General features: G+C 45.2%; 34 protein-coding genes. 19 read left to right on the forward strand and 15 right to left on the reverse strand.

Annotated features, from left to right (window positions below; all coding sequences use genetic code 11):
- Window positions 1-16: 16 nt before the first annotated feature.
- The 4 genes from glpK (at window position 17) to BW944_RS15205 (ending at window position 5241) form a co-directional block, all read left to right on the forward strand.
- Window positions 17-1510 carry a glycerol kinase GlpK gene (glpK, locus tag BW944_RS03895; protein WP_076557043.1) on the forward strand — a complete coding sequence of 498 codons (1494 nt, stop codon included), beginning with the start codon at window positions 17-19 and terminating at the stop codon, window positions 1508-1510.
- Between the two features lie 151 nt (window positions 1511-1661).
- Window positions 1662-2816 carry an FtsW/RodA/SpoVE family cell cycle protein gene (locus tag BW944_RS03900; protein WP_076557044.1) on the forward strand — a complete coding sequence of 385 codons (1155 nt, stop codon included), beginning with the start codon at window positions 1662-1664 and terminating at the stop codon, window positions 2814-2816.
- A 197-nt stretch (window positions 2817-3013) separates the two neighbouring features.
- Window positions 3014-5053: a putative bifunctional diguanylate cyclase/phosphodiesterase gene (locus tag BW944_RS03905; RefSeq protein ID WP_076557045.1), complete on the forward strand. Its 2040-nt coding sequence runs from the start codon at window positions 3014-3016 to the stop codon at window positions 5051-5053.
- Between the two features lie 20 nt (window positions 5054-5073).
- Window positions 5074-5241, forward strand: coding sequence for a hypothetical protein (locus BW944_RS15205; protein ID WP_234983103.1), 168 nt, complete (start codon window positions 5074-5076; stop codon window positions 5239-5241).
- An 85-nt stretch (window positions 5242-5326) separates the two neighbouring features.
- Here BW944_RS15205 and BW944_RS03910 read toward each other — a convergent pair whose 3' ends face one another.
- From BW944_RS03910 to BW944_RS03925, 4 genes are read right to left on the reverse strand one after another with little or no spacing between them, the layout of a single operon-like run.
- Entirely contained in the window at window positions 5327-5815 is a 489-nt protein-coding gene (locus BW944_RS03910; protein ID WP_076557046.1) for a hypothetical protein, read from the reverse strand.
- A 3-nt stretch (window positions 5816-5818) separates the two neighbouring features.
- Window positions 5819-6082 (reverse strand): hypothetical protein, encoded by a 264-nt coding sequence (locus BW944_RS03915; RefSeq protein ID WP_076557047.1) that lies wholly within the window; start codon window positions 6080-6082, stop codon window positions 5819-5821.
- A complete protein-coding gene (locus BW944_RS03920) occupies window positions 6069-6524 on the reverse strand; it encodes a DUF948 domain-containing protein (RefSeq protein WP_076557048.1) in 456 nt (151 codons plus the stop codon). Before BW944_RS03920 ends, BW944_RS03915 begins: the two co-directional genes overlap by 14 nt.
- 15 nt (window positions 6525-6539) lie before the next feature.
- Window positions 6540-6965 carry a DUF948 domain-containing protein gene (locus BW944_RS03925; protein WP_076557049.1) on the reverse strand — a complete coding sequence of 142 codons (426 nt, stop codon included), beginning with the start codon at window positions 6963-6965 and terminating at the stop codon, window positions 6540-6542.
- Between the two features lie 153 nt (window positions 6966-7118).
- Here BW944_RS03925 and BW944_RS03930 point away from each other — a divergent pair, with 153 nt between their 5' ends.
- From BW944_RS03930 to BW944_RS03940, 4 genes are all read left to right on the forward strand, one after another.
- Window positions 7119-7943 (forward strand): YihY/virulence factor BrkB family protein, encoded by an 825-nt coding sequence (locus BW944_RS03930; protein WP_076557050.1) that lies wholly within the window; start codon window positions 7119-7121, stop codon window positions 7941-7943.
- Window positions 7944-8157: 214 nt separating this feature from the next.
- A complete protein-coding gene (locus BW944_RS14965; protein WP_159438143.1) occupies window positions 8158-8319 on the forward strand; it encodes a hypothetical protein in 162 nt (53 codons plus the stop codon).
- Between the two features lie 227 nt (window positions 8320-8546).
- Window positions 8547-9299 carry an NAD(+) synthase gene (nadE, locus tag BW944_RS03935; RefSeq protein WP_076557051.1) on the forward strand — a complete coding sequence of 251 codons (753 nt, stop codon included), beginning with the start codon at window positions 8547-8549 and terminating at the stop codon, window positions 9297-9299.
- 5 nt (window positions 9300-9304) lie between these two features.
- Window positions 9305-9871, forward strand: coding sequence for a cysteine hydrolase family protein (locus BW944_RS03940; protein ID WP_076557052.1), 567 nt, complete (start codon window positions 9305-9307; stop codon window positions 9869-9871).
- A 44-nt stretch (window positions 9872-9915) separates the two neighbouring features.
- On the opposite strand, the gene BW944_RS03945 is transcribed toward BW944_RS03940, so the two are convergent.
- Entirely contained in the window at window positions 9916-10266 is a 351-nt protein-coding gene (locus BW944_RS03945) for a DUF488 domain-containing protein (RefSeq protein ID WP_076557053.1), read from the reverse strand.
- A 224-nt stretch (window positions 10267-10490) separates the two neighbouring features.
- On the opposite strand from BW944_RS03945, the gene BW944_RS03950 reads away from it, so the two are divergent.
- The 7 genes from BW944_RS03950 (at window position 10491) to BW944_RS03980 (ending at window position 15855) form a co-directional block, all read left to right on the forward strand.
- Window positions 10491-11033 carry a hypothetical protein gene (locus tag BW944_RS03950; RefSeq protein ID WP_076557054.1) on the forward strand — a complete coding sequence of 181 codons (543 nt, stop codon included), beginning with the start codon at window positions 10491-10493 and terminating at the stop codon, window positions 11031-11033.
- Window positions 11033-11689 (forward strand): response regulator, encoded by a 657-nt coding sequence (locus BW944_RS03955; RefSeq protein WP_076557055.1) that lies wholly within the window; start codon window positions 11033-11035, stop codon window positions 11687-11689. Before BW944_RS03950 ends, BW944_RS03955 begins: the two co-directional genes overlap by 1 nt.
- 13 nt (window positions 11690-11702) lie before the next feature.
- The gene (locus tag BW944_RS03960) at window positions 11703-12098 is read left to right on the forward strand and encodes a hypothetical protein (RefSeq protein ID WP_076557056.1); all 396 of its coding nucleotides are present in this window, start codon (window positions 11703-11705) and stop codon (window positions 12096-12098) included.
- Between the two features lie 5 nt (window positions 12099-12103).
- A complete protein-coding gene (locus BW944_RS03965; RefSeq protein WP_076557057.1) occupies window positions 12104-13423 on the forward strand; it encodes a PAS domain-containing sensor histidine kinase in 1320 nt (439 codons plus the stop codon).
- A gap of 177 nt (window positions 13424-13600) precedes the next feature.
- Window positions 13601-13711 (forward strand): cytochrome C oxidase subunit II, encoded by a 111-nt coding sequence (locus BW944_RS03970; protein ID WP_076557058.1) that lies wholly within the window; start codon window positions 13601-13603, stop codon window positions 13709-13711.
- A 15-nt stretch (window positions 13712-13726) separates the two neighbouring features.
- Window positions 13727-14197 carry a cytochrome c oxidase subunit II gene (locus tag BW944_RS03975; RefSeq protein WP_076557059.1) on the forward strand — a complete coding sequence of 157 codons (471 nt, stop codon included), beginning with the start codon at window positions 13727-13729 and terminating at the stop codon, window positions 14195-14197.
- Complete coding sequence (locus BW944_RS03980) at window positions 14197-15855, forward strand: b(o/a)3-type cytochrome-c oxidase subunit 1 (RefSeq protein WP_076557060.1); 1659 nt, start codon at window positions 14197-14199, stop codon at window positions 15853-15855. Before BW944_RS03975 ends, BW944_RS03980 begins: the two co-directional genes overlap by 1 nt.
- 117 nt (window positions 15856-15972) lie before the next feature.
- On the opposite strand, the gene BW944_RS03985 is transcribed toward BW944_RS03980, so the two are convergent.
- Together BW944_RS03985 and BW944_RS03990 are read right to left on the reverse strand one after the other, a co-directional pair.
- On the reverse strand, window positions 15973-16278 hold the full coding sequence (locus BW944_RS03985; RefSeq protein ID WP_076557061.1) for a YrhK family protein: 306 nt from the start codon (window positions 16276-16278) through the stop codon (window positions 15973-15975).
- Between the two features lie 169 nt (window positions 16279-16447).
- A complete protein-coding gene (locus tag BW944_RS03990) occupies window positions 16448-16849 on the reverse strand; it encodes a DinB family protein (protein ID WP_234983104.1) in 402 nt (133 codons plus the stop codon).
- Window positions 16850-17092: 243 nt separating this feature from the next.
- On the opposite strand from BW944_RS03990, the gene BW944_RS03995 reads away from it, so the two are divergent.
- Entirely contained in the window at window positions 17093-19003 is a 1911-nt protein-coding gene (locus BW944_RS03995) for an LTA synthase family protein (RefSeq protein ID WP_084193611.1), read from the forward strand.
- A gap of 220 nt (window positions 19004-19223) precedes the next feature.
- On the opposite strand, the gene BW944_RS04000 is transcribed toward BW944_RS03995, so the two are convergent.
- The 8 genes from BW944_RS04000 to BW944_RS04035 form a co-directional block, all read right to left on the reverse strand.
- Window positions 19224-20006, reverse strand: a complete 783-nt coding sequence (locus BW944_RS04000) for a sulfite exporter TauE/SafE family protein (RefSeq protein WP_076557063.1) — start codon at window positions 20004-20006, stop codon at window positions 19224-19226.
- 70 nt (window positions 20007-20076) lie between these two features.
- On the reverse strand, window positions 20077-20307 hold the full coding sequence (locus BW944_RS04005; RefSeq protein ID WP_076557064.1) for a sulfurtransferase TusA family protein: 231 nt from the start codon (window positions 20305-20307) through the stop codon (window positions 20077-20079).
- Between the two features lie 68 nt (window positions 20308-20375).
- Complete coding sequence (locus tag BW944_RS04010; protein WP_076557065.1) at window positions 20376-21503, reverse strand: MBL fold metallo-hydrolase; 1128 nt, start codon at window positions 21501-21503, stop codon at window positions 20376-20378.
- A 37-nt stretch (window positions 21504-21540) separates the two neighbouring features.
- Window positions 21541-22098, reverse strand: coding sequence for a sulfurtransferase TusA family protein (locus BW944_RS04015; RefSeq protein WP_076557066.1), 558 nt, complete (start codon window positions 22096-22098; stop codon window positions 21541-21543).
- Between the two features lie 13 nt (window positions 22099-22111).
- Entirely contained in the window at window positions 22112-22399 is a 288-nt protein-coding gene (locus BW944_RS04020; protein WP_076557067.1) for a rhodanese-like domain-containing protein, read from the reverse strand.
- A gap of 19 nt (window positions 22400-22418) precedes the next feature.
- Window positions 22419-22901, reverse strand: coding sequence for a DsrE/DsrF/DrsH-like family protein (locus BW944_RS04025; protein WP_076557068.1), 483 nt, complete (start codon window positions 22899-22901; stop codon window positions 22419-22421).
- A 49-nt stretch (window positions 22902-22950) separates the two neighbouring features.
- Window positions 22951-23208, reverse strand: coding sequence for a metal-sensitive transcriptional regulator (locus BW944_RS04030; RefSeq protein ID WP_076557069.1), 258 nt, complete (start codon window positions 23206-23208; stop codon window positions 22951-22953).
- A 258-nt stretch (window positions 23209-23466) separates the two neighbouring features.
- Entirely contained in the window at window positions 23467-23850 is a 384-nt protein-coding gene (locus tag BW944_RS04035) for a DUF302 domain-containing protein (RefSeq protein WP_076557070.1), read from the reverse strand.
- Window positions 23851-23978: 128 nt separating this feature from the next.
- Between BW944_RS04035 and BW944_RS04040 the strand changes: the two genes are divergently transcribed.
- From BW944_RS04040 to BW944_RS04050, 3 genes are read left to right on the forward strand one after another with little or no spacing between them, the layout of a single operon-like run.
- On the forward strand, window positions 23979-24578 hold the full coding sequence (locus tag BW944_RS04040; protein ID WP_076557071.1) for a hypothetical protein: 600 nt from the start codon (window positions 23979-23981) through the stop codon (window positions 24576-24578).
- Window positions 24563-25327, forward strand: a complete 765-nt coding sequence (locus BW944_RS04045) for a cytochrome c biogenesis CcdA family protein (protein ID WP_076557072.1) — start codon at window positions 24563-24565, stop codon at window positions 25325-25327. The genes BW944_RS04040 and BW944_RS04045 overlap by 16 nt, the downstream gene beginning before the upstream one ends.
- The gene (locus BW944_RS04050) at window positions 25327-25896 is read left to right on the forward strand and encodes a redoxin domain-containing protein (protein WP_076557073.1); all 570 of its coding nucleotides are present in this window, start codon (window positions 25327-25329) and stop codon (window positions 25894-25896) included. Before BW944_RS04045 ends, BW944_RS04050 begins: the two co-directional genes overlap by 1 nt.
- Window positions 25897-25904 lie beyond the last annotated feature (8 nt).

Genomic DNA, 25904 nt, shown 5'->3' on the forward strand with positions numbered 1-25904 from the left:
GAGGAGGAGATTAATTATGACAGAGAAGTACATTTTATCCCTGGATCAGGGAACGACGAGTTCAAGAGCGATTTTATTCAACCATAAGGGGGAGATTGTTGAAACGGGGCAGAAAGAGTTTGAACAGTTTTTCCAGAAGCCGGGCTGGGTAGAGCATGATGCGAACGAAATCTGGACTTCGATTCTTGCCTGCATTTCAGAAGTATTGAGGAAATCGGACGTAGATCCGAGTCAGATTGAAGGTATCGGTATCACGAACCAGCGTGAAACGACGGTGGTCTGGGATAAAAACACAGGGAAACCCGTCTACAAAGCCATTGTATGGCAGTCCCGCCAGACGGAGGGGATCTGTAAGGAGTTACGGGAAAAAGGCTTAAATGACACGTTCCGCGACAAGACAGGGCTTTTGCTTGATCCATATTTCTCCGGAACGAAAGTAAAATGGATCCTTGATAACGTAGAAGGTGCGAGAGAAAAAGCTGATAACGGTGATTTACTGTTCGGCACCATGGATACGTGGATCGTGCATAAACTGTCCGGAGGCAAGGCTCATATCACCGACTACTCCAATGCCTCCCGTACACTCATGTTCAATATTTATGACTTGAAATGGGATGAAGAGCTTTTGGATATTCTAGGAGTTCCTGAAAGCATGCTTCCGGAAGTGAAAGATTCTTCTGAGGTATATGCCAATACGGTCGATTATCATTTCTTCGGGGAAGAAGTTCCGATTGCAGGAATCGCCGGAGACCAGCAGGCAGCGCTGTTCGGTCAGGCTTGTTTCGATGAAGGGATGGCGAAAAACACGTATGGAACAGGTTGTTTCATGCTGATGAATACCGGTGAAGAAGGAGTGAAGTCCGATAACGGTCTTTTGACCACTCTGGCATGGGGAATCGATGGAAAAGTGGAATATGCACTTGAAGGAAGTATTTTCGTCGCCGGTTCCGCTATCCAATGGCTTCGTGACGGACTTAAGGTGATTGAAGATTCACCTTCGAGTGAGAAGTTCGCAACCAATGTCGATTCTACGGAAGGTGTTTATATGGTACCTGCTTTCGTAGGTCTCGGAACGCCTTACTGGGACAGTGATGCGCGTGGCTCTATACTGGGTCTCACTCGTGGTACGAAGAAGGATCATATCATCCGCGCTACGCTGGAATCTCTGGCTTACCAGACAAAAGATGTGCTGGATGCGATGGTGGCTGATTCCGGTATAGAAGTTAAAAAATTACGTGTGGACGGAGGGGCTGTGAAGAATGATTTTCTTATGCAGTTCCAAAGCGATATCATCGACGCCCCTGTAGAACGTCCGGTCGTCCAGGAAACTACAGCTCTCGGCGCTGCTTATCTTGCAGGTCTGGCTGTCGGCTTCTGGGACAGTAAAGAAGACATTAGAAAACAATGGAACGTAGAAAAGACATTCGATCCTGATATGGAAGAAAAGGATCGTGAGGAGCTTTATAACGGATGGAAAAAAGCCGTTGCGGCTACGAGAGAATTTAAATAAACATGAGTCATAAAAACCGTCACAGTGATTTTCACTGTGGCGGTTTTTATACAATAGTATCTCCTGACTCTCCAGCTTCCGCTTTTCTAACTTACTGTTTAGAGTTATAATAGTGGCTGAAGAAATATGGTTCCAGAGAGGAAGTTGGCATGTGAGGTGGGAAGAAAGATTTGATTGGCAGCTGTTTTTTTCGATCCTGGCTTTTATTGCTGTCAGTTGCATCGCTTTATATAGTGCCCAGCAAAGTGAACAATATAACGAGCCCTTCGTCATGAAGCAGCTGGTCTTCTACGGACTCGGATTTTTCGTCATCGGTTTCATGATGTATTTCGACCCTGATCTTTATCAGAAAGCCAGCATTTATTTGTATATATTCGGACTACTGCTCCTGGTGGCCTTGATCCTTGCCCCATCTTCTATTGCACCTGTTGTCAAAGGACAGAAAAGTTGGTTTGTGCTTCCGGGATTATCGATTCAACCATCCGAATTCATGAAGATCTTCACGATTATGATGCTTGCCAGTAGTATATCGAAACATAATGAAAGATTCCGTGGCCCGGTTCTTAAGTCAGATTTTCTACTGATAGGGAAAATTGTCGGGATTACCGCTCTTCCGCTCCTTTTAGTTATGCAACAGCCCGATTTAGGTACCTCTCTCGTTTTCATTGCGATCATGGTCGGTATGATTCTCATCTCCGGGGTGCGATGGCGTGTCATCATTCCTTTATATACAGGGATAGCAGCTCTTGCTACGACAGTTATTATCCTTGCGCTTCAGGCGCCGCAGATTCTTGAAAAATACCTCGGCGTAAAAGAGTACCATTTCGGTCGTATCTATTCCTGGCTCCAGCCGCTTAAATACGAAGACTCTTCCGGTTATCAGCTTGTGAAGGCGATGCGGGCGATAGGCTCCGGTCAATTGTTCGGAAAGGGGACAGGGGGGCGCGAGGTGTATATGCCTGAGAGTCAGACGGACTTCATTTTCAGTATCATCGGGGAAGAATACGGGTTTATCGGAACTTGTGTGGTTCTGCTATTGTTCTTCCTGTTGATTTATCGTCTGACCGTCATTGCCCAGCGTGCTAATTCTCATTTCAGCTCTTACGTTCTCGTAGGAATCATCGTTATGATCACCTTCCATGTTTTTCAAAATATCGGCATGTCGATTCAACTGTTGCCGATCACAGGTATCCCGCTTCCGTTCGTCAGTTACGGAGGAAGTTCATTGCTTGCAACGCTTATGGCGATGGGATTCGCTTTTGCTGTGACGTTTCATCATCGTACGTATATGTTTGGAGAAAAGTAAGTCGCCTGCTGAGCCAGGCGACTTTTTTTACGGCAAATTTGAAGTGTGAAGAGACAGAAATAAAGTCTTGGATAGGTGGAGTTGGAAACAATTATCGAGCATATAAATCAGGAATTGGAGCTTCAATTGTGTAATAGAAGGTTTGCTAAATGAAATATAACAAGTACAATAGTAGCAAGACACTAGGAGGGAATGAATTGGAGAATTCTATTATACTTGAACAATTTTATGATATTAAATTAATTATTCTTTCTATCCTTGTAGCTATTTTCGGTTCATACATAACGTTATTTATGAATCGCCGCATTGCTTTGATGAAAGGGTATAGTCGGGTGATGATCGCTTTCACTTCTTTGGTGATGGGGATGACGGTCTGGGCTATGCATTTCATAGGGATGTCGTCTTTCAGTTTAAAAGTGATCATCACCTATAATTGGTTACTGACAATTTTGTCGATTGTGCCGGCACTGTTCGCTTCCTTTGTAGCTTTTACAACCCTATATGTAATTGTCTCCCGGTGGTGGGCTACCTTGTTTTCGAGTATAGTAATAGGTCTTGGAATTTCGGGGATGCATTATGCAGGAATGGCTGCGATTACATCTGAAGGATTTATGGTATATGATACTGGTCTTGTCATTCTTTCGATTTTGTTTGCGATTGGAGTAGCCTTTCTGGGACTGTATTTATTGAGGCAGATGAAGAATGTGCATAAAACAGTAGCATTGATGCAACCTGCTATTATCATAGGTGTCGGTGTTTCCGGCATGCATTACCTTGGGATGTTAGCTATGGAATTTCATCTTCCGGAAGAAAACCTGGTCGCTCTTCAAAGTGCACCTGTAGTTTCTTTCGATATTCTAGGTATTATACTCGCAGCTATAGTGTGTACTAGTCTTTTCCTCATATTCGGTTACATCCAATCCCGACATGTCGCTATACGTAAAGTGGCTTATCAGGATGTACTTACCGGTCTGCCGAATCGTCATTGGGTGCATCAATTCATGGGGAAAGAAACGGAACATCTTCATCGGCATGGAGGCGTCCTATATTTATTGATTGATATTGATCAGTTTCAGTGGATCAATGAAACTTTTGGATATCGGCAGGGAGATGAACTACTTAGGGAATTCGCTGATTATTTGTCGGAGAACAAAAAGAGCGGGGATATCGTTATACGTTATGCGGGGAACCAATTCCTGTGTATGACACCTATTGAAGAAGGCATGGAAGTGAACGAAGAAGTGCTTCGTTATCATGATACTTTGAAACGCCCTTTCTCTATCGGGGGAACATCAATCCATGTTTTCACCACTATAGGAGCAACAATCTCCGGAGATAAAGAAGACATACCATTTATCTTTGGGAATCTTGAGCAGGCACTGCAATACGGAAAAAATCAAGGTAAGAATCGGTATGTCGTATATGATTCTTCGTTGCATTCCAACCGCAGGGAACGGGAAATCGAAGAATATATTAAACAGGATGTAGCTGACGGAATGAAAGGTTTTTCTCTTGTAATCCAACCCAAATTCCAGCTGCCGGAAGTATCTATCGCCGGAGCAGAAGTGCTTGTACGATGGTACAATGAAGAACTTGGGCATGTACCGCCAGGGGAGTTTATTCCGGTGACGGAGCGGAATGGCACTATTCAGCATATTACGATGTGGGTATTGAAAGAAGCGCTGTGTTATATGAAGCAGTGGAAGTTAAGAGGCTTCGACATTTCGAGTCTTTCCATCAACTTATCCACGGTTCATTTTCAGATTGAAGATGCCAATGACATGCTCTTTCAAGCTTTCGAAGATATGAATGTGGATCCCGCTTCCGGATGGTTGGAAGTCGAAGTTACAGAAACAGCAGTCATGAACAATCTGGAGAGAGCGACAGTGTTACTGGAAGAATTGCGTCAAAAAGGAATTCGTATTGCGTTGGATGATTTCGGGTCGGGCCTCTCATCATTCATGTATTTGAAAAAAATGCCGATTCATACTTTGAAATTGGACAAGTCATTGATGGATGGCGTTCCTTATAATGAAAAAGATAACATATTATTAGAAGTACTTTTGGATATGGCAGAAAGACTTAACCTGGAAATGGTCACAGAAGGAATAGAAGACACTGTGCAACATAAGCATCTTATTTCAAGAAAGCTGATCGTCCAAGGATATTATTATGCTCGCCCCCTTCCCGTCAAAGATTTTGAAAATATGCATCTCCTTAAAAAGAAGGATGCTTGAAATCAGGAGATCTTTCTTACTTGAAGAATTTAATAGTAGGCTCTGTTATCGTTTGTTGTAGCTTCAGGTGGAAGCTTGCCTCGGGCATGCCGGAAACTTCCCGTATCTCCTTCTGGTCGATACGAGTGATTTCCTTCTATGCCAGTCCCGCAGGCGTCTCCACCTTACGTTTCTATCATCAACAATAGTCTTTAACAGAGCGTAATAGTAAATATAAATAGGGCTTGGCCGTTCACAGTACTGTGAACGGCCAAGCCCTATTCTTTCAATATATTACTTCTTGTCGTTGATATCAGTGATAGTCGTTTCTTCAGTTTCGTTCGTTTCATTATCACTGGATAGCTCCTCTTTTGCTTCCTGAGCTTTATCTCCGACAGATTGGAGTTCTTCTCCTGCATCTTTGGCAGTCTCGATCATTTCTTTGGACTCGTGTTGGATATCCTGAGCGCTCTCTTTGATTTGAGAACCCTGCTCGTCAAGGATTTCCTGGATTTTTTGGACTGCTTCCTTAGTAATGGAAGCGGCACTTTGAATCCGGCCGAGCCAGTCATCTTTAACGCCTTGAGGATCTTCTTTCACACGTGTAGCATAATCGGAAACTTTATGTTTGGCATTCGAGGAACCGGACTTCAGGCGTCTACGTTCTTCGGAATCTGCAGCCAGTACGACGACCGCTCCTACAAGAGCTCCGGAAACCATAGCGAGTGGAAGTTTGTTTCCTTTTCTCGTTCTGCTTTGATTGTTTTCATAATTTTGTACCATTGTTTATCCCTCTTTCTGTAATAGGTTATTTTGATAACGTGCGGATTGAACAGCTTCCTGTTTCAGCTGAAGCTTATCGGCTTCGATGGAATGGTATATGTGAGAGCCTGTGTTATACCGTTCCTGTCGTTTCCGTTCTTTTTTCAGGCGTCGATGCGATTCCTGTTTCTGAAACCGTGTGTCCCGGTAAAGAAAATATCCGCCAAGTGCGCCAAGAACAAAACCGAGTCCTGAGACTCCCGTATTGATCGTGTTATTCTGTGGCATGGTTCTTCTCCGGGAGGTTTTCTTTCAGGGCTTTTCTCTTTTGTACAAGGTAGTAGGAGAGGGCCAGCGCGCCATAGAGACCATTCCATCCCTGTTCTCCGACTTTGTCTTCGCCTTCGGTCGTATTCTTCTTCAATGCATGGGTAACATCTACGAGAGAGGAAGAAAGCTGACGGGAAGACTCACCGACATCTCCGACGATATAAAACAGTGGACTCAACGCCCGAAGTTTTTCGTTAACATCTGCTAATGCCACATTACTGTTTTTAAGAATATCAGTAGTCTCATTCATGACATTATCAAGCTGAGAGGGCAACTCGTCTACAGTGCGGTCGACTCCTTTCAGAACATCAGCAAGATTGTTCAAAGTTCTCACTAAAAAGATAGCGATAATCGCAAATGCAATAGCAATAATCAATACACCGATTCCTAAATAATCCATAATCGATCCCCTTTCTTATTTCGTTTGCTGTTTCGGACGGATCCGGCGGTACTTGGAGTACAACTCGATAACCGCATCTCCCCATTTCATAGCCTGGGCGACTTGCTCCGAGCTTCGATCGGAAGCATTTGAAACATGACGGGTAAGATTGTCAATCGAGTGATTTACGTTCCCTACCGAAGAACTGACGCTATGTAGAGATTCGAAAAGCGGGTCGATTGATTCGCTTTTGTGTTGGACGTCGTCAGCCAACGCGTTCGTTTTTCTTACGAGGTCTTCGGTCTGATTCGTCATGCCCTCGATTTGTTTCTCCACCGTATCGAGCGTGCTGGAAACATTGTGTAGAATTTCAGTAGCTGCATTCATCGTCTTAACCAGGAAAATCACAATCAATCCAAAAGATAAAGCAATAATAAATAAACTTATGGAAACAAGTGACAATGGTTCCACCTCCTTCGTCTTCTCTCTTCATGATACCACTAAATTCATCATTTGAAACTCATTGAAAAGGATGTTTTTCCAAAAAATTCGATTAATGAAGCCTCTCTTCGGGAATAGAAGGGCAGTAACTGTGACAAAGGGAGGTAGTGCAGGGTGTTCAAAAAAATCAGAGATTACGGAAAGGAATTTATAGGAGAGTTCCAAAAGGATGACGTGCCGGTACTTGCAGCATCACAGGCATACTATTATTTGCTGGCGATTTTCCCGATGCTCATACTTATTCTGTCTTTATTGCCTTATTTCTCAATTGATAGTGAGCGCGTCATGGCATTCATTTCGAATAATGTGCCAGGGAACACAGGGGAGATTTTCAGGGAAAATATAGTGAGTGTTGTGGAGGAGCCGAGCGGCGGGCTTCTGACCATTGGTATTCTGGGTACGATATGGTCCGCTTCGAATGGTGTCAATGCTTTCATCAAAGCATCTAATATTGCTTATAATGTAGAAGAGACCCGCTCCTTTATCAAAGTGAGACTGATTTCGATCGGGCTGACTTTCGGAATGATAGTCGCTATCCTTGTAGCAATCATGCTGCCGGTGTTCGGTGATGTGATCATAAGCTTTACACAGAATCTTCTTCGATTGCCTGATTCGACCGTCATCATATTCCAGATTTTAAGATGGGTAGTAGCAATTATTGTTATGACCGGGGTGCTGATGGCTCTTTACCACATCGCTCCGAATACGAAAATTCCGTTTAAGAGTATCATCCCAGGAGCGCTGACTACTGCTTTATTATGGCAGATCATTTCGTTGCTATTTTCATTTTATATCAATAATTTCGGGAATTACTCGGCCACCTATGGAAGTCTTGGGGGGATCATCATACTGATGCTTTGGTTCTTCCTTACCGGTCTGATTCTTATGGTCGGAGCCGAAATCAACGTGATGATCAGTAAACACAAACAGTCGAAATAGTCAGATAAAGACCGGTTTCCACCGGTCTTTTTTTATGGAAATGCGCTCATGACAACGACTTTAATCGGTTGAAATATTTAGAGTAAACGATAGTATACGACAGGAATCGATTGGTTTTTGAAGAATAGTATTTTTTCTATTTACTTTAGGGGGATATTTGATACTATATAGATATAAATGGTATCAAACTCTATTTGTAAAGGAGGAAGAGACGATGGTCACATCTCTTTTCATAATTTTATTCACTGTAGTTTCGACGTTTGTAGTTTTGGTCGCTGGTAATGAGCTAATGACCCGTGCTAAGAATGGCACGAACAAACATCGTCTTCCTCAGGAACCGATTCAACAACCGGCTTTCGAAGCAGGGCATCGATAACTCTGTTTTCGATAAAAGGGAGAGGATCCCTTAGCGATGAGGAACGGTTCGAGAAAACGATAAACTGAAACTGGATATATCCAGTAGTATCGTATAAAGGGGCCCTTTCCGGCATAAGTCGGGAAGGGTCTTTTACGTTCCCGAAAACCTTGTTGGTCTTGTTTCACCTGTTCCGGAAATGGGTACTCTCCTAACAGAATAAGACAGAGGATGGGGAGGCAATAGCAATGAGAGAACATGTCGATTATCTTGTGGAATGGTTAGAGAAAAGAGTCAAGGATGCAGGTGCCAAGGGGGCAGTCGTCGGGGTCAGCGGAGGTCTGGATTCAGCTGTAGTCGCGAACCTTATAAAACGCGCTTTTCCGAACGACTCTCTTGGTGTGATCATGCCGGTCGGACAGCAGGTCGAGGACCAGGTGGAAGCTGTCGATACAGTTGAGAAAGCTGACCTTTTCTACATCGGAATCAACCTGACGGACGCTTATCAAAAGCTTTTCAAAGATATTAAAGAGAGTATAGAAACCCACGGAGAATGGGTGGAAGACAATGAACTGCTTGGCGGGGCTAACCTCAAAGCCCGTCTGAGAATGAATGCGTTGTATGCGATGGCTGCGAACTATAATTACCTGGTAGTCGGAACCGGCAACGCTCCGGAAACATATACCGGTTACTTCACGAAGTTCGGAGACGGCGCTGCTGATTTGGAACCGCTCGCTCATCTGACGAAAGAGCAGGTGCGTGAGATGGCCAGATTCCTTGAAGTCCCGGAAGCGGTCATCGAACGTCCGCCTAGCGCGGAGTTGTGGGAAGGTCAGACGGATGAAGGTGAACTCGGTGTTTCCTACGATACGATTGACGCCTATTTACGCGGGGAATCGATTGATGAGAAGGATAAACAAATCATCGAGGAGCTTCATGAGAAGAGTAAGCACAAACGGCAAATGCCTGCTGTTCCTCAGGAATTTCCGAAAGGGGAGTAGTATCTATGAGTAACAAAACGGCACTTCTGCTCATCGATTTCATAAATAGTATGGATTTTGATGGCGGAGAGAATCTGTTGGAAAATACGAAAGAAATCGTTCCTAATGTCAAAGCGCTGAAACAGGAAGCGAAAGAAAAAGGCGTGCCCGTCATCTATGTGAATGACAACTTCGGTCTCTGGCAGGATCATGTGGATGATCTGATCGAGGATGTCAAAAAGGGCAGGGGACGACCGGTTATAGAAGAATTGGAGCCTTCGAAAGATGAGTATTTCATATTGAAGCCGAAGCACTCCGGTTTTTATGGCACGCAGCTCGATATTCTCCTGGAGCAGCTCGACGTCGATCAATTGATTATGACAGGTATTGCCGGAGACATATGCGTGCTGTTCACAGCGAATGCTGCATATATGCGCGGATATGATTTGTGGGTACCTGAGGACACGGCTGCCTCTGAATATAAAGAAGACAATGATAATGCGTTGAAAATCGTCCGACGTTCTCTTCAGGCGGACATTTCATCTACGAAAGATTACAGTATAGACGATTTCATGCAAAAGAATAAAGGATGACTTTCAGTGACCGGGCTTCCATTTGAAGGGAAGCCCGGTTATTTTTATGAGTCGAGCACACTCTTCAGTACGACGGCATGGTTATATTCTTTTTCTTTCGCGCCGTATAAAAGGACCACTCGACCTTCGTCGCTTTTCCTGCGGAGATGTTCCAGATAATCTCTGCAATCTTCACTTTGCAGTTCTTCTTTATAGAGACGACTGAACTCTTCGAACTTACTCTGATCATGGTTGAACCATTTTCTCAATGAGGAGGAAGGTGCCAGCGTTTTCGCCCATTCGTCCACATCGGCGTCCTCTTTGGAAACCCCCCGCGGCCACACCCGATCTACGAGGACCCGGTGCCCTCCGATCTTTGTTTCTTCTTCATAAATCCGTTTCAAAACTATCGGCATGGAATCTCTCCTTTTCCTTTGGTTTTGGCACTAATTGTTATTGATGTCCGTGGCTCTTAGGAAACGAGGAGGCTGAAGCATTGCTCCTGGATAAGCGTCCGCCTTAATATTTATTTTCAGGGTGGCCTTTTCAATAGAGGGGAGCTTCCCCGGACATGTTAGGGGTATTCCCTGATTCCGGAATAATACACGGAGGTATAGAATATAGACAGGAGGGGAAGCCGATGACACGTACATCCATTCATGATTTTTATGAGAAGTTACTGGAAGAAGCATCCTTTGACTTACATGAGCGATATAGTCAGTTATTGGCGGGGCTTCAGTGGAAAGTGGATGAAGAAGATGCTTCGCTTATCTCTTATATCATTGAAGATATGCGAGAGCGTTCTTCCTGCTACTCTCCTGTGACCCTCAGAGAATGGGGAGTGTTCCGCGCCTGGAAGACATATGCGAAACAACTGGGCAAACAACAAGGGGTCCAGTTCGAATTCGAGGAGGCTTCATTCCATGAATGGAACGAGGGAGATGCTGTCATATTCCGGCTGCTCCAGCAGATGATCCAGTTTATCATCAGTGAAGAAGGACCGGAGTTCATAAGGGTTTCCGTTGAAGCGGATACTTTGCTATTATTTTATGAAAAGGAAGAAATGACAAGGAAGGAAAAGAATTTCTCGAAAGAATTCGCCGATTCTGCTCGTGTCAGTGTCTCGGTACGTAAGGAAGGGACTACTAAGATCTGGGTGTTGAAAGGGAAGGGGGAGAATTAATGATATCGATACTGATAGTGGATGATCATGCTGTAGTGCGTTCGGGTTTACGTATGCTTCTTGAGGCGCAGGAAGATCTTGAAGTGGCCGGGGAAGCCTCCGAAGGCAATGAGGCCTATGCCAAGACGGAGGAGTATAGGCCGAATCTCGTGCTGATGGATTTATCGATGCCTCATGGAAAAGATGGATTGTCGGCTACTTCTGAAATCAAAAAACAATTTCCCGATACGTATATACTCGTTTTGACGATGCACGATGATGAAGAATATCTATTCAGGGCGATTCAACTGGGGGCCTCTGGGTGTATATTGAAAAATGCTCCGCATGACGAGCTGATCAAAGCGATTCATCAGGTGGCCAAAGGCGATGCTTACCTTTATCCTTCCGCTACGAAACGACTGATGGAGGAGTATATGTCAAAAATAGAAGAGGGGAAAGAGGGAGGCCGTTTCTCCTTACTTTCCGACAGAGAGAAAGAAGTACTAGCTCTTGTAGCCAAAGGATACTCCAATAAGGAAATCGGTGAAAAGCTGGTCATCAGTGTGAAGACGGTAGAAGCCCATAAAGCGAACGTCATGGAGAAATTGCAGTTGAAGACAAGACCTGAACTCGTGGAGTATGCCTGGAAAAAAGGGTTGTTCGGCTATTCGATATAAGGAGCGATGAACGATGGAAGGGTTACTTAAGGAAATCAAATCGGACCTCCAGGCAGACGTTGTCGCAGTAGCGGAATGGAAGAAGAAAGAAGCATCGATCCAGTGGGGGTATGCAACCGGGATGAATAATAAAAGATACCGGCATATGCATATCCTTTATGGTCTCGGCATCGTCGGGAAGGTGATGCAGTCTGGGACTCCTATGTATTATCTTACAAAGGAGGAAACCGGTAAGGATCCTCTAGTGAATGCAGAATCTCTGGAATCGCTTTTACTGATTCCGATCCCTTCCGGTTCAAGCCTTTCGAGCGTGTTACTGATCGGGTACCGGGTCCGGGTGGATCTTCCACAGGAGGCGGCATGGAAAAAATGGCAAGAACGAGTGACAGAAGCATTGAAAGGAGAGTAGTTTACATGAGCAGATCGACAACTTCCTTCACATCCAAACAAGAAGGACTTTTTTTATTCGATAAACAGGGTGCAATCTTGTTCGCCAATGAAAAAGCTCAGAATATGACAGGATCTCTCGCTTCCATTACTGGCGTGGAGGATATTTTTCTGGATTTCAACTGGAAGGATATGGAAAGTTGCGAAAAAGATGTTCTGCTTGATAAATACATATCTCCGTTGGAAGGGGATGCCTTTCCTGTGCTTGTAGTCGTATATGAGAAACATGACATGTACCTTGTGACCATTACAAACATCCAGGAAAGGGCGAAGCTGGCGCCGGATTTCTATGAACCGTTGAAAGAACTCCTCGACATTAAATATGCCCTCGACGAGTCTTCGATTGTAGCAGTAACCGACCAGCGTGGACGGATCCAGTATGTGAACAGGAAATTTTGTGAAATATCGAAGTATGAAGCGGAGGAGTTGATCGGGGAAGATCACCGTATCCTGAACTCAGGCTATCATTCCCGGACGTTCTTCAAGCATTTGTGGAAGACGATAGGCACCGGCCGTGTGTGGCGGGGGGAGATCTGCAACAAAGCGAAAGACGGGGATTTTTACTGGGTGGAGACGACCATCGTACCTTTTCTGAAAGAGAACGGGAAACCTTATCAGTATTTGGCGATCAGGAATGAAGTGACGGCAAAAAAACGTGTGGAACAGGAATTGAAAGAAATGACAACCAGAATTCTTAACGTGCAGGAAGAGGAAAAGCGTCGCTTATCACGGGAATTGCATGATGGAATCGGGCAGGATCTTTACAGTTTACTGATCGGTCTCCAGCGGTTACAACAGGAAAGGGAGACTCCTCTCCTTGGTGAGATGGAAGAGGGAGTGAGTGAAATTATCCAAAAGGTCAGGGATATGTCCTGGGAACTCAGGCCTTCTACGCTGGACGAACTCGGGCTGATTCCCGCCATACGGTCTTTCTTGAACAGATACCGGGAAGCCTATGGAATACATTCCACCCTGGAATCGACACTTAGGACAAGACTGGATACGGAAGTGGAAACTGCCATTTATCGAATCATTCAGGAGTCGATGACGAATGTAAGGAAGTACGCGGACGTGGATCACGTTGATGTAGAGGTGGAGGAGAATCTCGATTATATTTTCGTAGCTGTCCGTGATGAAGGGGCAGGCTTCGATAAGCAGAAAGCAGAGAAAGGTGTAGGGACCTTCAGCATGCAGGAACGGGCCAGATCTGCTGGTGGAGAGCTGACCATCTATTCGAAACCGGAAGAAGGCACGATGGTCACGGTCACATTTCCAAAAACACCCTGAAAAATGATGAAACATACGTTATACGTTCAGAGCTGATGAATTCAGCTCTGTTTTTTTGTTGAGAAAAAGGGATACAGCAACTTTTTAAGGGGATTGAATAGGGAAGATGGGGGGATTCCCTGATAACGTCATAGACCGTTTATTCATATAATTAAGGTAGAAAGGGAGGATACGGTTATGAAAAAAGATCCGTCTTTGAAAGGAACGCTGATCAGTGTATTTGTTGTCGGAATAATCATCGTGGCTATGTGGGCAGGAGTATACGCTCTCTACATAGGCCGTTTATAAAAAGGGGGAAAAGATATGCATCTACATAAATATGAAAAGATTTGGCTTACCTTCGGTTTTGCTGCACTTATCATTTTTCTATCAGTTGTCGGAGTGAGCGCTTTCCACCAGGGGCATACCCCGTCAGGTGGGCTGCAGAAAGTTGATCCGGAGAACCTGGAGGCTACACCTCCCTTCGATGATCCCGGTGTGCATGAAAAAGAAGACGGGAGTTATGAAGTGGTCGTCATTGCAGAGGCTTTCGGCTATACACCTTCTGAAATTCAGGTGCAGGCCGGTGCAGAAGTGACATTTAAAGTGACGAGCAAAGATGTGACACACAGTTTTTCAATCGTAGATACGAACGTAAACATGATGGTCGTTCCCGGTCAGGTGAACGAAAAGACACATACATTCGAAGAACCTGGAACTTACCTTATCGTATGTAATGAATATTGTGGAGGCGGACATCACTTCATGAGTACGGAAATCGAGGTGGTGGAATAATGATGGCAGTATCGATTCCGAAACCGGAACGTAAATTAGCGCTGACGAATTTAGGGATAGCTTATATCGCTTTTATCATTGGTACTCTATGCGGACTGCTGCAGGTATTCATCCGTAATGACGCCTTGCAGCTGCCGGCATGGCTCGATTATTATCAGATATTGACGGCTCACGGTGTGTTGCTGGCCTTGATATTCACTACATTCTTCATTTTCGGATTTTTCCAGTCCGGAATGAGTAAAACACTTGGGGCGTTTGGTCCGAAGGTTATTCTATGGAACTGGATCGGTCTTATTATCACTACAGCTGGAACCGTTATGGATACAGTCATGATCGTGATCGGAGAGGCATCTGTGCTGTATACGTTCTACGCGCCTATGATGGCTAACGGATTCTTTTATGTAGGTTTGGCTTTATTTGTAGTCGGCACATGGGTGCAGAGCCTGGCGCTTGTCGGTCATTATCGTAAGTGGCGTAAGGCTCACAAAGGAGAAAGGAGTCCGTTGTTCGCTTTTATGACGGTGGCTACCATTGTACTCTGGATTATCGCCTGTCTAGGTGTCGTTGCGACGGTGTTATTCCAGTTCATTCCGTGGGCATTCGGATGGAAGGATAGTATCAATGTAGAACTGAGCCGCTCCCTGTTCTGGTATTTCGGTCATCCGCTCGTATACTTCTGGCTGTTGCCGGCTTATATCGCATGGTATGTCATTGTTCCGAAACTGATCGGGGGGAAAGTCTTCAGTGATTCCCTGGCGAGATTGGCTTTTATCCTGTTCATTCTGTTTTCCATTCCTGTAGGCTTTCACCACCAGCTGACAGAGCCGGGAATCGCAAGCTTCTGGAAGTTTCTTCAGACCGTTCTCACCTTTATGGTGATTGTGCCTTCTCTGATGACGGCGTTCTCCATGTTTGCTGTATTTGAAATACGAGGCCGTGAGCTCGGAGGGAAAGGACTGTTCGGATGGTTCACCAAGCTTCCCTGGAAAGATGTCAGGTTCACTTCGATTTTCGTAGCTATGTTGTTCTTCATTCCTGGAGGTGCGGGCGGTATCATCAATGCAAGCTTCCAGATGAATGAAGTGATCCACAATACGTTATGGGTGGTCGGGCATTTCCATATCACCGTGGGGACCCCTGTGGCGATGACATTTTTCGGTGTAACGTTCTGGCTGGTGCCGTACCTGACGAAACGTGTGTTCACGAAGGCGTTGCAGCGGCTGGCGTTCATCCAGATCATCACCTGGTCTATAGGAATGGTTCTCATGAGTACAGCCCAGCACGTGCTCGGATTGTTCGGCGCCCCGCGTCGTACAGCGTATACGGGGTATCAGCATGAAGACGCGTTAGCCTGGTTCGAAGGGATTATTTCCAATCATGTAACGATGGCAGTCGGAGGTTCGATCCTCTTCCTGTCAGCTTCTCTGCTCGTTTTCATCGTCATTCAACTCACCTGGTTCGCACCGGAAGCTGATGAGTCGAATCAGGAGGTCTTCCCGATCGCGACGAGTGATTCTACAGAAACACCGAAAATACTTGAGAACTGGAAAGTCTGGATCGGTGTCGCTTTTGTTCTGATTGCGATTGCTTACACAGTGCCGATGATGGATATGATCCAACATGCACCACCGGGATCGAAAGGATTCCAGACATGGTAGGAAAGGAGAGAGGGGTATGTCGTTTGCCTTCGCTTTTACAATATCGATGGTCATCATGCTGACAGTCGTCATGGGAATGATAGTAGAATTGATGGAGGAGGGGTGAAGACTCTTCCATCACGTACTTTTATCGTATTGTTTACCGTAATGTTTGCGTGCATGTGCTTCATGGACAAGTCGGATGGTCGGACGAACCATGAACTGGATACTTCCAAGAACGAAGAGAGTGACTCCCCAGGTTTTCATCGGTTCTGAAAAGTAAAAAAGGATACTTCCGATAAAAAACCATAGACCGGAAGTGAAGTCATTGACAGTGTAAAGGACTTTATAAAAGTTGCTGTAAAACTGGGAATGGTTCTTCATTTTATTCTCGACGTACTCTTCCCGGCTCTGATGTTGGATGGAAGTATGATCTTCACTCATAAATGTTTCCCTCCTTTGAAGTCGCATCGACAGAATGATATAGGTGAATAATAGAAGTTGAACCAAGAGATAGGGCAGGGCCGCTATCTCCGTGTTTCAGCTTCTCGGTATGTGGCGTGCTCCGATGGTTTGGAGCACGCCTGTTTCATTTCCTAAGCTTCCGGTTGGATCATTCCCCGCGGGAAGTGAAGAAAGGAAGATCGGTATGTCCCAATTCTCTTACGTAAATGAAAAGTTGTCCTTTGTGGTGAATTTCGTGCTCGAGGGCTGATTGCAAAATAGCTTCAGCCGAAAGTTCTCTTCCCAGAATGTTCGTCGCATCAATCGTTTTATCGAAATCTTCTTCTGACAGGGAAGTGAGAAGTTTTTCCGTTTCCTGAGTGTAAGTGGAAGCTTTTGATTTAAGATCCTTATCGTCATTTTCGTCAAACAGCTTCGCTGGGGACTGGTCTGCGGCGAGACGGACGAACGTATAAGACGATTCAACGATATGATTGGCAAGCTTTCCGACTTCCATCGAGGTTTTCGTAGGTTTATAGTCTTCTTTCCCTTCATCGATCAGTGAAATCAAATCGTTCGTCACTTTTCGATGAGAACGGAATTTTGATAGAAAATCATTTTTTTATTACTCAATTCGATTCCTCCTAATAGCAGTTTCTCTATCTTTTTTCCTGTTTTCATAGTTTTGTAAACCCTTCATTCATTTCGAAGCGTTTTCAATTGTGACGATTTCCTTAAAATAGCAGGTTTCGATACACTTCTGAAAGGAAATGAGTTAAAATAGTTATGTGCGAAACTTAACGGAGGTTTTACAATGCTGACAAAAATAAAACAAACTTTACTGAATAATAAAAAGAAAATGGGTACGTATGCTGGGGTGATTGCCCTTTTTTGGCTGAAGATGTATATCATCCAGCGATTCGTGTTCAATTTGCCTGTGGAAAACACAAATGAAGCTTTCATACTCGCGTTCAATCCGCTCAGCAGCATTCTGCTGATTTTCGGACTTGGATTGCTCATTGCAGGAAGGAAAGGACTTCTTATTTCATATATTCTCGGCTCGGCGCTTTTGTATGTGAACGTATTGTTCTACCGGGAATACAATGATTTCATTACGCTTCCTATGATTGAACAGGTAGCGAACCTCGCCGGAATGGGAGGAAGTATTCAGGAAATTCTATCTGTAGGAGATATCTTTCTATTCGTGGATGTCCTTATTGCCGCTTTTCTCCTTTTCTATCTAAGAGTCGATCGATTCGTTTCTTTCATGCCGAAACGTTTGGAAGGTGCTGCTCTTGCTATAGTGGCTATCCCGATGTTCATGATCAATCTGGCATGGGCAGAGACCGAACGTACGGATCTTCTCGAGCGTACGTTCGACAGAAACATGCTCGTTCAGTATATCGGTCTTCTGAATTATCATGCGTATGATATAACTTTGCAGGGACGTACGGAAATGAAGCGTACCTTCGCTGATAGTAACGAACTTGTTCCAGTAATCAACTATGTGAACGAACAGAATAAAGAGGACAGCGACAAGCTTGAAGGGGTCGCAGAAGGCAAGAACGTCATCATTCTCTCGCTTGAAAGTACGCAGACGTTCACAGTGGATAACACATTGCACGGAGAAGAAATCACGCCTTACTTCAACCAGATGAAAGAGGAAGGCATTTATTTCAACAATTTCTATCATCAGGTGAAACAGGGGCGTACCTCGGATTCCGAGTTTCTGCTCGATAACTCGATGTACGGGCTGAACAGAGGTGCAGTATTCTTTACCCATTCGGATAATGAATATGAAGCTACCCCTGAAATCCTTAGTGAAAACGGCTATTTCACGGCTAACATGCATGCCAATGACAAAACTTTCTGGAACCGGAACGGGATGTATGATTCCCTCGGTTATGATGAGTATTATTCGAAAGAGGATTATGATGTAACAGAAGAGAAGTCCCACGGATGGGGCTATCTCGACGAGTACTTCTTCCAGGATTCTCTCAACAAGATGAAGGATATGGAAGAGCCGTTCTATACGAAGATGATTACACTCACGAACCACTATCCGTTCACACTCCCTGAAGAGCTTCAGACACTTGAGGCAGGGGAGACCTCCAGTACGACGTTGAATCGTTACTTCCAGACGATGCGTTATCAGGATGAAGCTTTGAGACAGTTCGTAGAGGAATTCAAACAATCAGAGCTTTATGATGATACGGTATTGCTCGTCTATGGGGATCATTTCGGAATTTCAGAAAACCACCAGGAAGCCATGGGAGAGTATCTCGGGAAAGAAGTCGGTGCTTTTGAACAATTCCAGCTTCAGCGTGTGCCGTTCCTGATTTACGGAAAAGACATCCCTTCGATGAAGAGCGATACAGTCGGCGGTCAAGTGGATCTGCGTCCGACAATCATGAATCTTCTCGGACTTGAAGAAGAAGACGATAACCCTATTCAGTTCGGTTCAGACTTATTGAATGAGAAACGTGACGATTTTGTCGTCGATCGTGACGGAAACTTCGCGAATGCTGAATATGTTGGTATTGAAGGCGTTTGTTACGACCGGGAAACCGGGGAAGAAGTGGAAGTTGAAGGAGCTTGTGAAGAAGGATTTGATAAAGCTCAGGAAGAGCTTAATATGTCCGATTCAGTCATTTATGGAGATCTGCTCCGCTATTTGGATGAGAGCCAGCTGGTAGAAGAGAACAATGAAACATCAGCTGAATAATAATAAAAAATCCCTGTGGAACATTCCAAGTTCCACAGGGATTTTTCTATCAGTTTGAATTTCAAATCTTCCGAACGGTGTGTACTGTTTTCCTTTTTCCGGTTATGACATCCAGAAATCCGTGTCCTAAGCAGTGACTTCTTTTTCAGGGGATCCTTTCAGAAAAGCTCCGTTGATCCCTGTTGTTGATTTTGAGCATGAGGTGGCTCCACTTCGCTATTTATATCCCGAATATGTCCATCCAGATTTTGATAGCTGTACCGAGTATGAGTATAGCTAGCATCCCCTGCAACAGTTTCGTATTCATGTTCTTACCGGTTTTCGCACCAAGAGGCGCAGCTATCAGACTTGCCACAATCATGATGCCGGCAGCAAGGTAATCCACCTGTCCTGTCGAAATTTTTCCGATTGTGGAGCCTATGGACGAAATGAGGGTGATCGCCAGGGAAGAGGCAATGGTCATTTTCGTTGGGATCTTCATGACGGTAAGCATGATCGGGACGAGCAGAAAGGCCCCGGCAGCCCCAACGATTCCTGCTCCGATTCCGACGATGAATGCCAGAGATGATGCGAGAGGTTTATTGAAAGTGACCTCACTGAAATTCTGATCATCCAGCCCTTTTTTAGGAATGAACATCATTACTGCCGCAATCAGCGCAAGAACACCGTATACGAAGTTAATTCCATCTTCTGGCATGAAACGGGAGCCGAATCCACCTATGAAACTTCCGATGAGTACAGCGACACCCATGTATATAATCAGTTCTTTATGAAGATAGTTTCCTTTTCTATATGCCCATACTCCTCCGATCGTGGCGAAGAACACCTGAACAGCACTGATTCCGGATACTTCATGTGCTGTAAAAGCAGTGAAACCTACGAGAGAAGGTATATATAAGAGCATAGGGTATTTGATGATGGATCCACCGATTCCAAGCATGCCTGAGACGTATGAACCTGCAAAACCGATGAGGAAGACGGTGATCATTAATCCGATTTCCATGCATGAGCCTCCTTTACAAATGGAAGAGGGAACCCTATGCAAGGTTCCCTCCGGTTGTCAGATTGGAGAGTTACTCTCCTTTTTTGATCCAGAATTTAAGAACTTCAGAACTTTCGTCTGTTTCGATGAGCTCATGGCCGGAAGACTTCGTCCAGGCTGCAAGGTCACTTTTCGCACCTTGGTCTGTAGCCTGTACTTCAAGTACTTCTCCTACTTCGATGTCTTTGATCGCTTTCTTCGTTTTCACGATTGGCATAGGGCAAGCTAGTCCTGTTGCGTCTAATGTTTTTGCTGTGTTCATGGTAAACATCCTCCTTGAATTTGAATAAATATTATTTATAAAGGGTTAGGGCCTTCCGTTATGACGTCTTAGCGGACGGCACAACGGTTCGGACCAATTTCCATTTCGCGTTTCTTCTCGCCGTCCGGAGAAATCTGTCCCATATTCGTTTCGCGGATTTCCTGATAAGCGTTCGGTTGTGGTGGCAGATTTTCCGTAACGGTTCTTCTGAATTCATCTTCGTTTTCGATATTCAGACCATGGTTCTGTTCGTAAAGGACCGATAGCTTTTCCTGAACAGAGCCGTCATCATTCAGTTCATCCAGAATCATATAGTGAGCCGGAAGAACGATGAGGTTTTCGGATAGTTTCTGATATCTCTCGTAAAGAGTGGTGCGGAGATCTCCGACCCAGTCGTCCGCTTTTCCTGCAAGGTCCGGGCGACCGATGGAATCGATGAACAGAATATCACCTGTCATCAGATACTGTTCGTCGACTACGAAGGACGTGGAACCGATCGTGTGACCAGGAGAATAAAGTGCCTGGATATCGATGTTCGTGTCGCCGACTTTGATCGTGTTGCCATCTTCAAGTGGCTGATACTCGAAAGTTACGCCTGTCGCATCTTTCGGTGGAAGCCAGTAGGATCCGCCTGTCTCTTCTGCAAGGGCACGGCCTCCTGAGATATGGTCTGCGTGAAGGTGAGTATCCATCGTATGATTGATGGTAACACCCTTCTCGTTGGCGAAGTCGGTATAGATGCTTGTCATACGGTTGGCATCAATTACAGCAGCTTCACCGCCGGAGAGGACCATATAAGAGAGGCAACCTTTCCCGAGACGTACGAACTGATACAGTTCTCCGCCATTTTTCAGATCACTGATTTTTACAGGTGCAAGATGTTCACTCCATGCTTTCATACCGCCTTCAAGGTAAGAAACGTCGAGACCTTCCTCAGCAAGCATTTCCCCGACCATGACGGAAGATCCTTCTTTGGCACATACGACAAGGATTTCTTTATCTTTTGGAAGATCGTCCAGGATCTCTTCGACGCCGTCGATCAGGTCGAAGTAAGGGACGTTTTTGTATTCGAAGTTTTCTCCTTCTATTTTCCAGTCTTCAAAGGCATCGTCGTTACGAACGTCCAGAATGAAAAGATTCTCTTTGTTTACTACTTTTTTCGCAAGTTCGGATGCTTTCATTGCGTGTAATGACATTTTATAACCCCCTGAGGTATTATATCGAATAAATTTTTTATGCTTTTTCAGTGTCTCCGTTCCAGTCACTCATACCTGGAATAACGTTGTATACTTTGTCATATCCATTCTCCGCCAGTTTTTGGGCAGCCATGTCGCTGCGGTTCCCTGTGCGGCATACGACATACACTTCTTTGGAAGCATCGATTTCGTTCATACGTTCGTCAAGTTCCCCGAGAGGTACGGATACCGCTCCTGGAATATGCCCGAAAGCGTACTCCGCTGATTCTCGTACATCCACAACCACTGCATCGTCGCTGAGAGATTCAAGGTCTTTGTTGCCGACGGTGTGAGGATGGGATTTTTCGGCCTTTTCTTCATCCGCTTTCCGTACATAGTGATACAGAACTCCGTCCGTTTCGTTCGTTCCAAGGTACTGATGGCCGGATTTTTCCGCCCAGGCTTTCAGATCTGTCGTAGAGCCCTGATCGGTAGCTTGTATTTCGAGCACCTGACCGGCTTCTAAGTCTTTCATCGATTTCTTCGTTTTCACGATAGGCATCGGGCAGGCTAGCCCTTTTGCGTCCAGTTGCATATCCGTTTGGATCGTCATCATGAATTCCTCCTTATTATTCGGTCTTTCCGTCGTAACTCATCATGCCGCCTTCCATATTAGTAACGTCATATCCTTGGTTCTCAAGGAAACGTGTGGCCTGGGAGCTTCTCCCTCCGGAGCGGCATACCATTACGTAAGAATTGTTTTTATCCAGTTCATTCATGCGATATTCAAGAACGCCGAGAGGAATGTGAATGGCGCCAGGAATTTTCCCTTCGGCCACTTCCTCTGCTTCGCGTACATCTACAATGTTCAAATCGGTATATTGTGTTTCTACTTCATTTGCCTGAATAGTTTTCATTGTTGATTCCTCCTGAAAATTAGATGAATAGGTTGATTGCTCCGTCTTCGCCTTCACCGATATAAGCAGCGACGCCGCCGTATTCGATGTCATCGATGAGCTCTTCTTTTCTCAGACCTAAGAGGTCCATCGTCATCGTGCAGGCGATCAGGTTGATGTCCTGTTCCTGAGCCATATCAATCAAATCTTCAACGGGCATAGCATTGTGTTTTTTCATAACATCTTTGATCATCTTCTGACCGAAGCCGCCGAAGTTCATCTTGGAGATGCCCATGCGCTTCGCCCCACGAGGCATCATACGGCCGAACATTTTTTCTAAGGTGGATTTGTTATCGACGAGCATTTTGTCGTCTTTACGGAGGGCGTTCAGCCCCCAGAACGTGTGGAAAATGGTTACATCGTGATCATAGGCTGCCGCTCCGTTTGCGATGATGTAAGCGGCCATCGCTTTGTCGTAGTCACCGCTGAATAGGATAATGTTCGTCTTTTTTGTTTCTGACATGATTAGTTCCTCCTTATACCTATAGGGGTATTTATTCATTTAAAAATTTTTATCTGCTTTTGACGAGCAGTTGAACTGCTTCGTTGATAGCTTGTTCCTGATCTTCCTGATTCTGTTCTTCCCTTACGCATTCAACAAGGTTGGAGCTTACCAGGACACCGATCGAACGGTCGATGGCACTCCGGGAGGCGGACAGCTGGGTGATGACGTCTTTGCAGTCTTTGCCTTCTTCCATCATCCTGAGAACCCCGCGAAGCTGACCTTCCAGGCGTTTGATTCTGTTGATCTCTTTGCTGCTGTATTCCATTTCATTTCCCTCCCTTTGCGTAACTAAATTTCATTTTATACCCATGTGGGTATTTTGTCAACGAAAATTTTTTCGCAGTTCTTTCTTGTTTGAAAAATCAACTGTGTTAGATTGTATACTCGTGCAGGTATAATGTCAATGGCTGAGTCTATCGTTTTTTTGCCTCTTTCCGTCAGGCACATCCAACATAATATACCCATGCAGGTATTTTGTCAACACGATAGAAATAAAAAAGGAAAAGCCCCCGGTGTGGAGGCTTTATGCTGCGTTGTCTATGCACACTTTCAATCGCTCTTCGATATCCGCAGCGATGTTTTTGATTTCCTTGTCATCCAGCATTTCCATGAGAGCAGTCGGTTTCGGCATACCGATTTTCGTCTGCCCCTGATCGTTATAGACGACCATCTTACATGGAAGGAAGTAACCGGCAAGCAAATCTTTTTCGAGAATGTTCTTCGCTTCTTTCGGGTTGCACACTTCCAGGATGCGGTAGTCTGTATCGAAGTCGAGACCTTTGCCGTGGAGGGTTTCTTTTACGTCAAAATTCCATAGTACTCCGAACTGGGCATCCTGCAGGCTTGCTTCCAGACTTTCCACTGCCTGTTCGAGACTTTTGTCGGTTTTTACCGTATAGTGAAACATGAAACATCTCTCCTTATTGTGTATTTTCTCAAATACATGTACCCTTGCAGGTATAGAACTAAACACGTAGTGTTCATTCATTATTCACAAAAGGTTAATTGGAATATGATATAAAGGAGGGGGAGATTATGTTTGTACCTCCATATATAGTGATACGTCTCGCTGCTTTGCTTTTGAGTATAACTGTCTTCTGGACGATGCGTGAAGGAAGTACAGCGAAGCGGGGTATCATTTCAAAAGGGGTCTCCCTGCTTACGACTTTCTTCGTCGTATTCATCGGAGCCAAGCTCGTTACGACATTCCCGATGGTTTTAGAGTACCCGGTGGCTGTACTCAGCTACCCGAGCGGTACCCTGGAGTTCTACATAGGGGTGGGGGCAATGGTGATCCATGCTTTTCGGCTCGCTGTTACAAAAGATGAATTTCACGAAATGGCTGTACTTCTTTCAGGAGCGTTTTTCTTCTACTATATTATAAGTATAATAACGATGGACGATCGCCCTTTGGCGGAAATAGTGGTCTGGTTTTTGATTTATATAGGAACTTTTTTATGGAAGAAATACTGGTCGGCCGTGCTCGAGGCAGGGATGCTCGCAGCAGGTCTCCTCAGTCTGGACGGTGCAGTGCTTGACTGGATGGGAATACCGGTGGATGCCGGATTTTATGTCATTGCCGCTGCAGGAATATTCATTATAGATAGGAGGGTATACAGATGGAGGCGGATGTAACATTTTGGCTGGCGTTTGGCGCCGGCGTGCTATCTTTTCTGTCACCGTGTACGTTGCCGATTTTTCCGGCATATCTCTCATACATCACAGGGATGAGTGTAAAAGATATTCAGGATAAACAAAATCCACAAATAAGGAAGAAAGTGCTGCTTCACTCTGTATTTTTCCTTATTGGAGTGGCTTCGATATTTTTAAGTCTCGGATTCGGGGCGTCTTTGGCAGGACAATGGATGCAGGGGGTGCTCACCGGGGATTCCGGAGTCTTCCTCCAACGAATCGCAGGAGTTTTTATTATAGTTATGGGATTATTTGTAGCCGGGTGGATTAATTTTTCCTGGCTGATGAGGGAAAAACGTTTTTCGGTCAAGCCTAAAAAAGCCCTCGGGTATACCGGTTCGATTTTTACAGGGGTAGGTTTCGCAGCCGGTTGGACCCCGTGTATCGGGCCGATTTTCGGTTCGATTCTCGTATTGGCTGCCAGCAACCCGACACAGGGTATGGTCTACAGCGTCTTTTACGTACTCGGGTTCGCCGTACCGTTCCTTATATTCTCCTTCTTCGTAGGGTCTGCGAGGACGGTCGTGCGGTACAGCCAGATTTTCATGAAAGTCGGAGGCGGTATGATGGTCGTGATGGGTGTGCTGCTGTACACGGGTCAGCTGACGAAGATATCTAATATGCTGCTCCGGATGGTCCAGGATACGTGGTTTTCTAATCTCGGAACGATTATTGTCGGAGGGATATTCTGATGAAGAAATGGATCGTAGTTGTTGTAGTGGTGGGCCTGTTCGGCTGGGCCCTATATGATTTATTGTATGAGCCGGGAGAGGCCGTCGAAGATTCAGGGGATACTGTTATGACAGCAAACGGGCAGGGGGAGCAGGAAGATGCCACCAGCTTTCAAAAAGGGGAGGAGGCTCCCGATTTCACGCTCGAAACTTTGAGTGGGAAGGAAGTGAGCCTGTCCGATTACCGCGGTACTCCAGTCATCATCAATTTCTGGGCGACGTGGTGTCCTCCTTGCAGGGCGGAGATGCCGGATATGGAAGAGATGTATCAGTCGACCGAAGACCTTGAGATTCTCGCAGTGAATCTGACCGAAACCGAGTCGACGCGGAACGCCGTCAGTCAGTTTGTCGGAGAGTTCGGTCTTTCGTTTCCGATTCTTCTCGATCAGAATTCGGATGTTATGGGGCAATATGAAGTAGGGCCGGTACCGACCTCTATCTTCGTGGATAGAGAGGGTAAAGTACAGTCTGTCATCCTCGGCGCTATGAATAAAGATCTGATGGAACAGAGACTTCAGGAAATGGATTAAGGTTTAAA

Origin of the sequence: Salimicrobium flavidum, from assembly GCF_900156645.1 — a bacterium.
In the GTDB taxonomy this organism is placed as follows: Bacteria; Bacillota; Bacilli; order Bacillales; family Halobacillaceae; genus Salimicrobium; species Salimicrobium flavidum.

What these genes read in the sequence shown, in the direction of transcription:
- BW944_RS04020 (WP_076557067.1), bottom strand. Translation starts at nt 22,399, where the DNA reads ATGAAAACTATTCAGGCAAATGAAGTAGAAACACAATATACCGATTTG.
- BW944_RS04035 (WP_076557070.1), bottom strand. Translation starts at nt 23,850, where the DNA reads ATGTTTCACTATACGGTAAAAACCGACAAAAGTCTCGAACAGGCAGTG.
- BW944_RS03915 (WP_076557047.1), bottom strand. Translation starts at nt 6,082, where the DNA reads ATGCCACAGAATAACACGATCAATACGGGAGTCTCAGGACTCGGTTTT.
- BW944_RS04040 (WP_076557071.1), top strand. Translation starts at nt 23,979, where the DNA reads ATGTTTGTACCTCCATATATAGTGATACGTCTCGCTGCTTTGCTTTTG.
- BW944_RS04005 (WP_076557064.1), bottom strand. Translation starts at nt 20,307, where the DNA reads ATGAACACAGCAAAAACATTAGACGCAACAGGACTAGCTTGCCCTATG.
- BW944_RS03910 (WP_076557046.1), bottom strand. Translation starts at nt 5,815, where the DNA reads ATGGTACAAAATTATGAAAACAATCAAAGCAGAACGAGAAAAGGAAAC.
- BW944_RS03940 (WP_076557052.1), top strand. Translation starts at nt 9,305, where the DNA reads ATGAGTAACAAAACGGCACTTCTGCTCATCGATTTCATAAATAGTATG.
- BW944_RS03965 (WP_076557057.1), top strand. Translation starts at nt 12,104, where the DNA reads ATGAGCAGATCGACAACTTCCTTCACATCCAAACAAGAAGGACTTTTT.
- BW944_RS04015 (WP_076557066.1), bottom strand. Translation starts at nt 22,098, where the DNA reads ATGATGACGATCCAAACGGATATGCAACTGGACGCAAAAGGGCTAGCC.
- BW944_RS03980 (WP_076557060.1), top strand. Translation starts at nt 14,197, where the DNA reads ATGATGGCAGTATCGATTCCGAAACCGGAACGTAAATTAGCGCTGACG.
- BW944_RS04010 (WP_076557065.1), bottom strand. Translation starts at nt 21,503, where the DNA reads ATGTCATTACACGCAATGAAAGCATCCGAACTTGCGAAAAAAGTAGTA.
- BW944_RS03985 (WP_076557061.1), bottom strand. Translation starts at nt 16,278, where the DNA reads ATGAGTGAAGATCATACTTCCATCCAACATCAGAGCCGGGAAGAGTAC.
- BW944_RS03955 (WP_076557055.1), top strand. Translation starts at nt 11,033, where the DNA reads ATGATATCGATACTGATAGTGGATGATCATGCTGTAGTGCGTTCGGGT.
- nadE (WP_076557051.1), top strand. Translation starts at nt 8,547, where the DNA reads ATGAGAGAACATGTCGATTATCTTGTGGAATGGTTAGAGAAAAGAGTC.
- BW944_RS03995 (WP_084193611.1), top strand. Translation starts at nt 17,093, where the DNA reads ATGCTGACAAAAATAAAACAAACTTTACTGAATAATAAAAAGAAAATG.
- BW944_RS04025 (WP_076557068.1), bottom strand. Translation starts at nt 22,901, where the DNA reads ATGTCAGAAACAAAAAAGACGAACATTATCCTATTCAGCGGTGACTAC.
- BW944_RS04030 (WP_076557069.1), bottom strand. Translation starts at nt 23,208, where the DNA reads ATGGAATACAGCAGCAAAGAGATCAACAGAATCAAACGCCTGGAAGGT.
- BW944_RS03975 (WP_076557059.1), top strand. Translation starts at nt 13,727, where the DNA reads ATGCATCTACATAAATATGAAAAGATTTGGCTTACCTTCGGTTTTGCT.
- BW944_RS03960 (WP_076557056.1), top strand. Translation starts at nt 11,703, where the DNA reads ATGGAAGGGTTACTTAAGGAAATCAAATCGGACCTCCAGGCAGACGTT.
- BW944_RS04050 (WP_076557073.1), top strand. Translation starts at nt 25,327, where the DNA reads ATGAAGAAATGGATCGTAGTTGTTGTAGTGGTGGGCCTGTTCGGCTGG.
- BW944_RS04045 (WP_076557072.1), top strand. Translation starts at nt 24,563, where the DNA reads ATGGAGGCGGATGTAACATTTTGGCTGGCGTTTGGCGCCGGCGTGCTA.
- BW944_RS14965 (WP_159438143.1), top strand. Translation starts at nt 8,158, where the DNA reads ATGGTCACATCTCTTTTCATAATTTTATTCACTGTAGTTTCGACGTTT.
- BW944_RS04000 (WP_076557063.1), bottom strand. Translation starts at nt 20,006, where the DNA reads ATGGAAATCGGATTAATGATCACCGTCTTCCTCATCGGTTTTGCAGGT.
- BW944_RS03970 (WP_076557058.1), top strand. Translation starts at nt 13,601, where the DNA reads ATGAAAAAAGATCCGTCTTTGAAAGGAACGCTGATCAGTGTATTTGTT.
- glpK (WP_076557043.1), top strand. Translation starts at nt 17, where the DNA reads ATGACAGAGAAGTACATTTTATCCCTGGATCAGGGAACGACGAGTTCA.
- BW944_RS03920 (WP_076557048.1), bottom strand. Translation starts at nt 6,524, where the DNA reads ATGGATTATTTAGGAATCGGTGTATTGATTATTGCTATTGCATTTGCG.
- BW944_RS03945 (WP_076557053.1), bottom strand. Translation starts at nt 10,266, where the DNA reads ATGCCGATAGTTTTGAAACGGATTTATGAAGAAGAAACAAAGATCGGA.
- BW944_RS03950 (WP_076557054.1), top strand. Translation starts at nt 10,491, where the DNA reads ATGACACGTACATCCATTCATGATTTTTATGAGAAGTTACTGGAAGAA.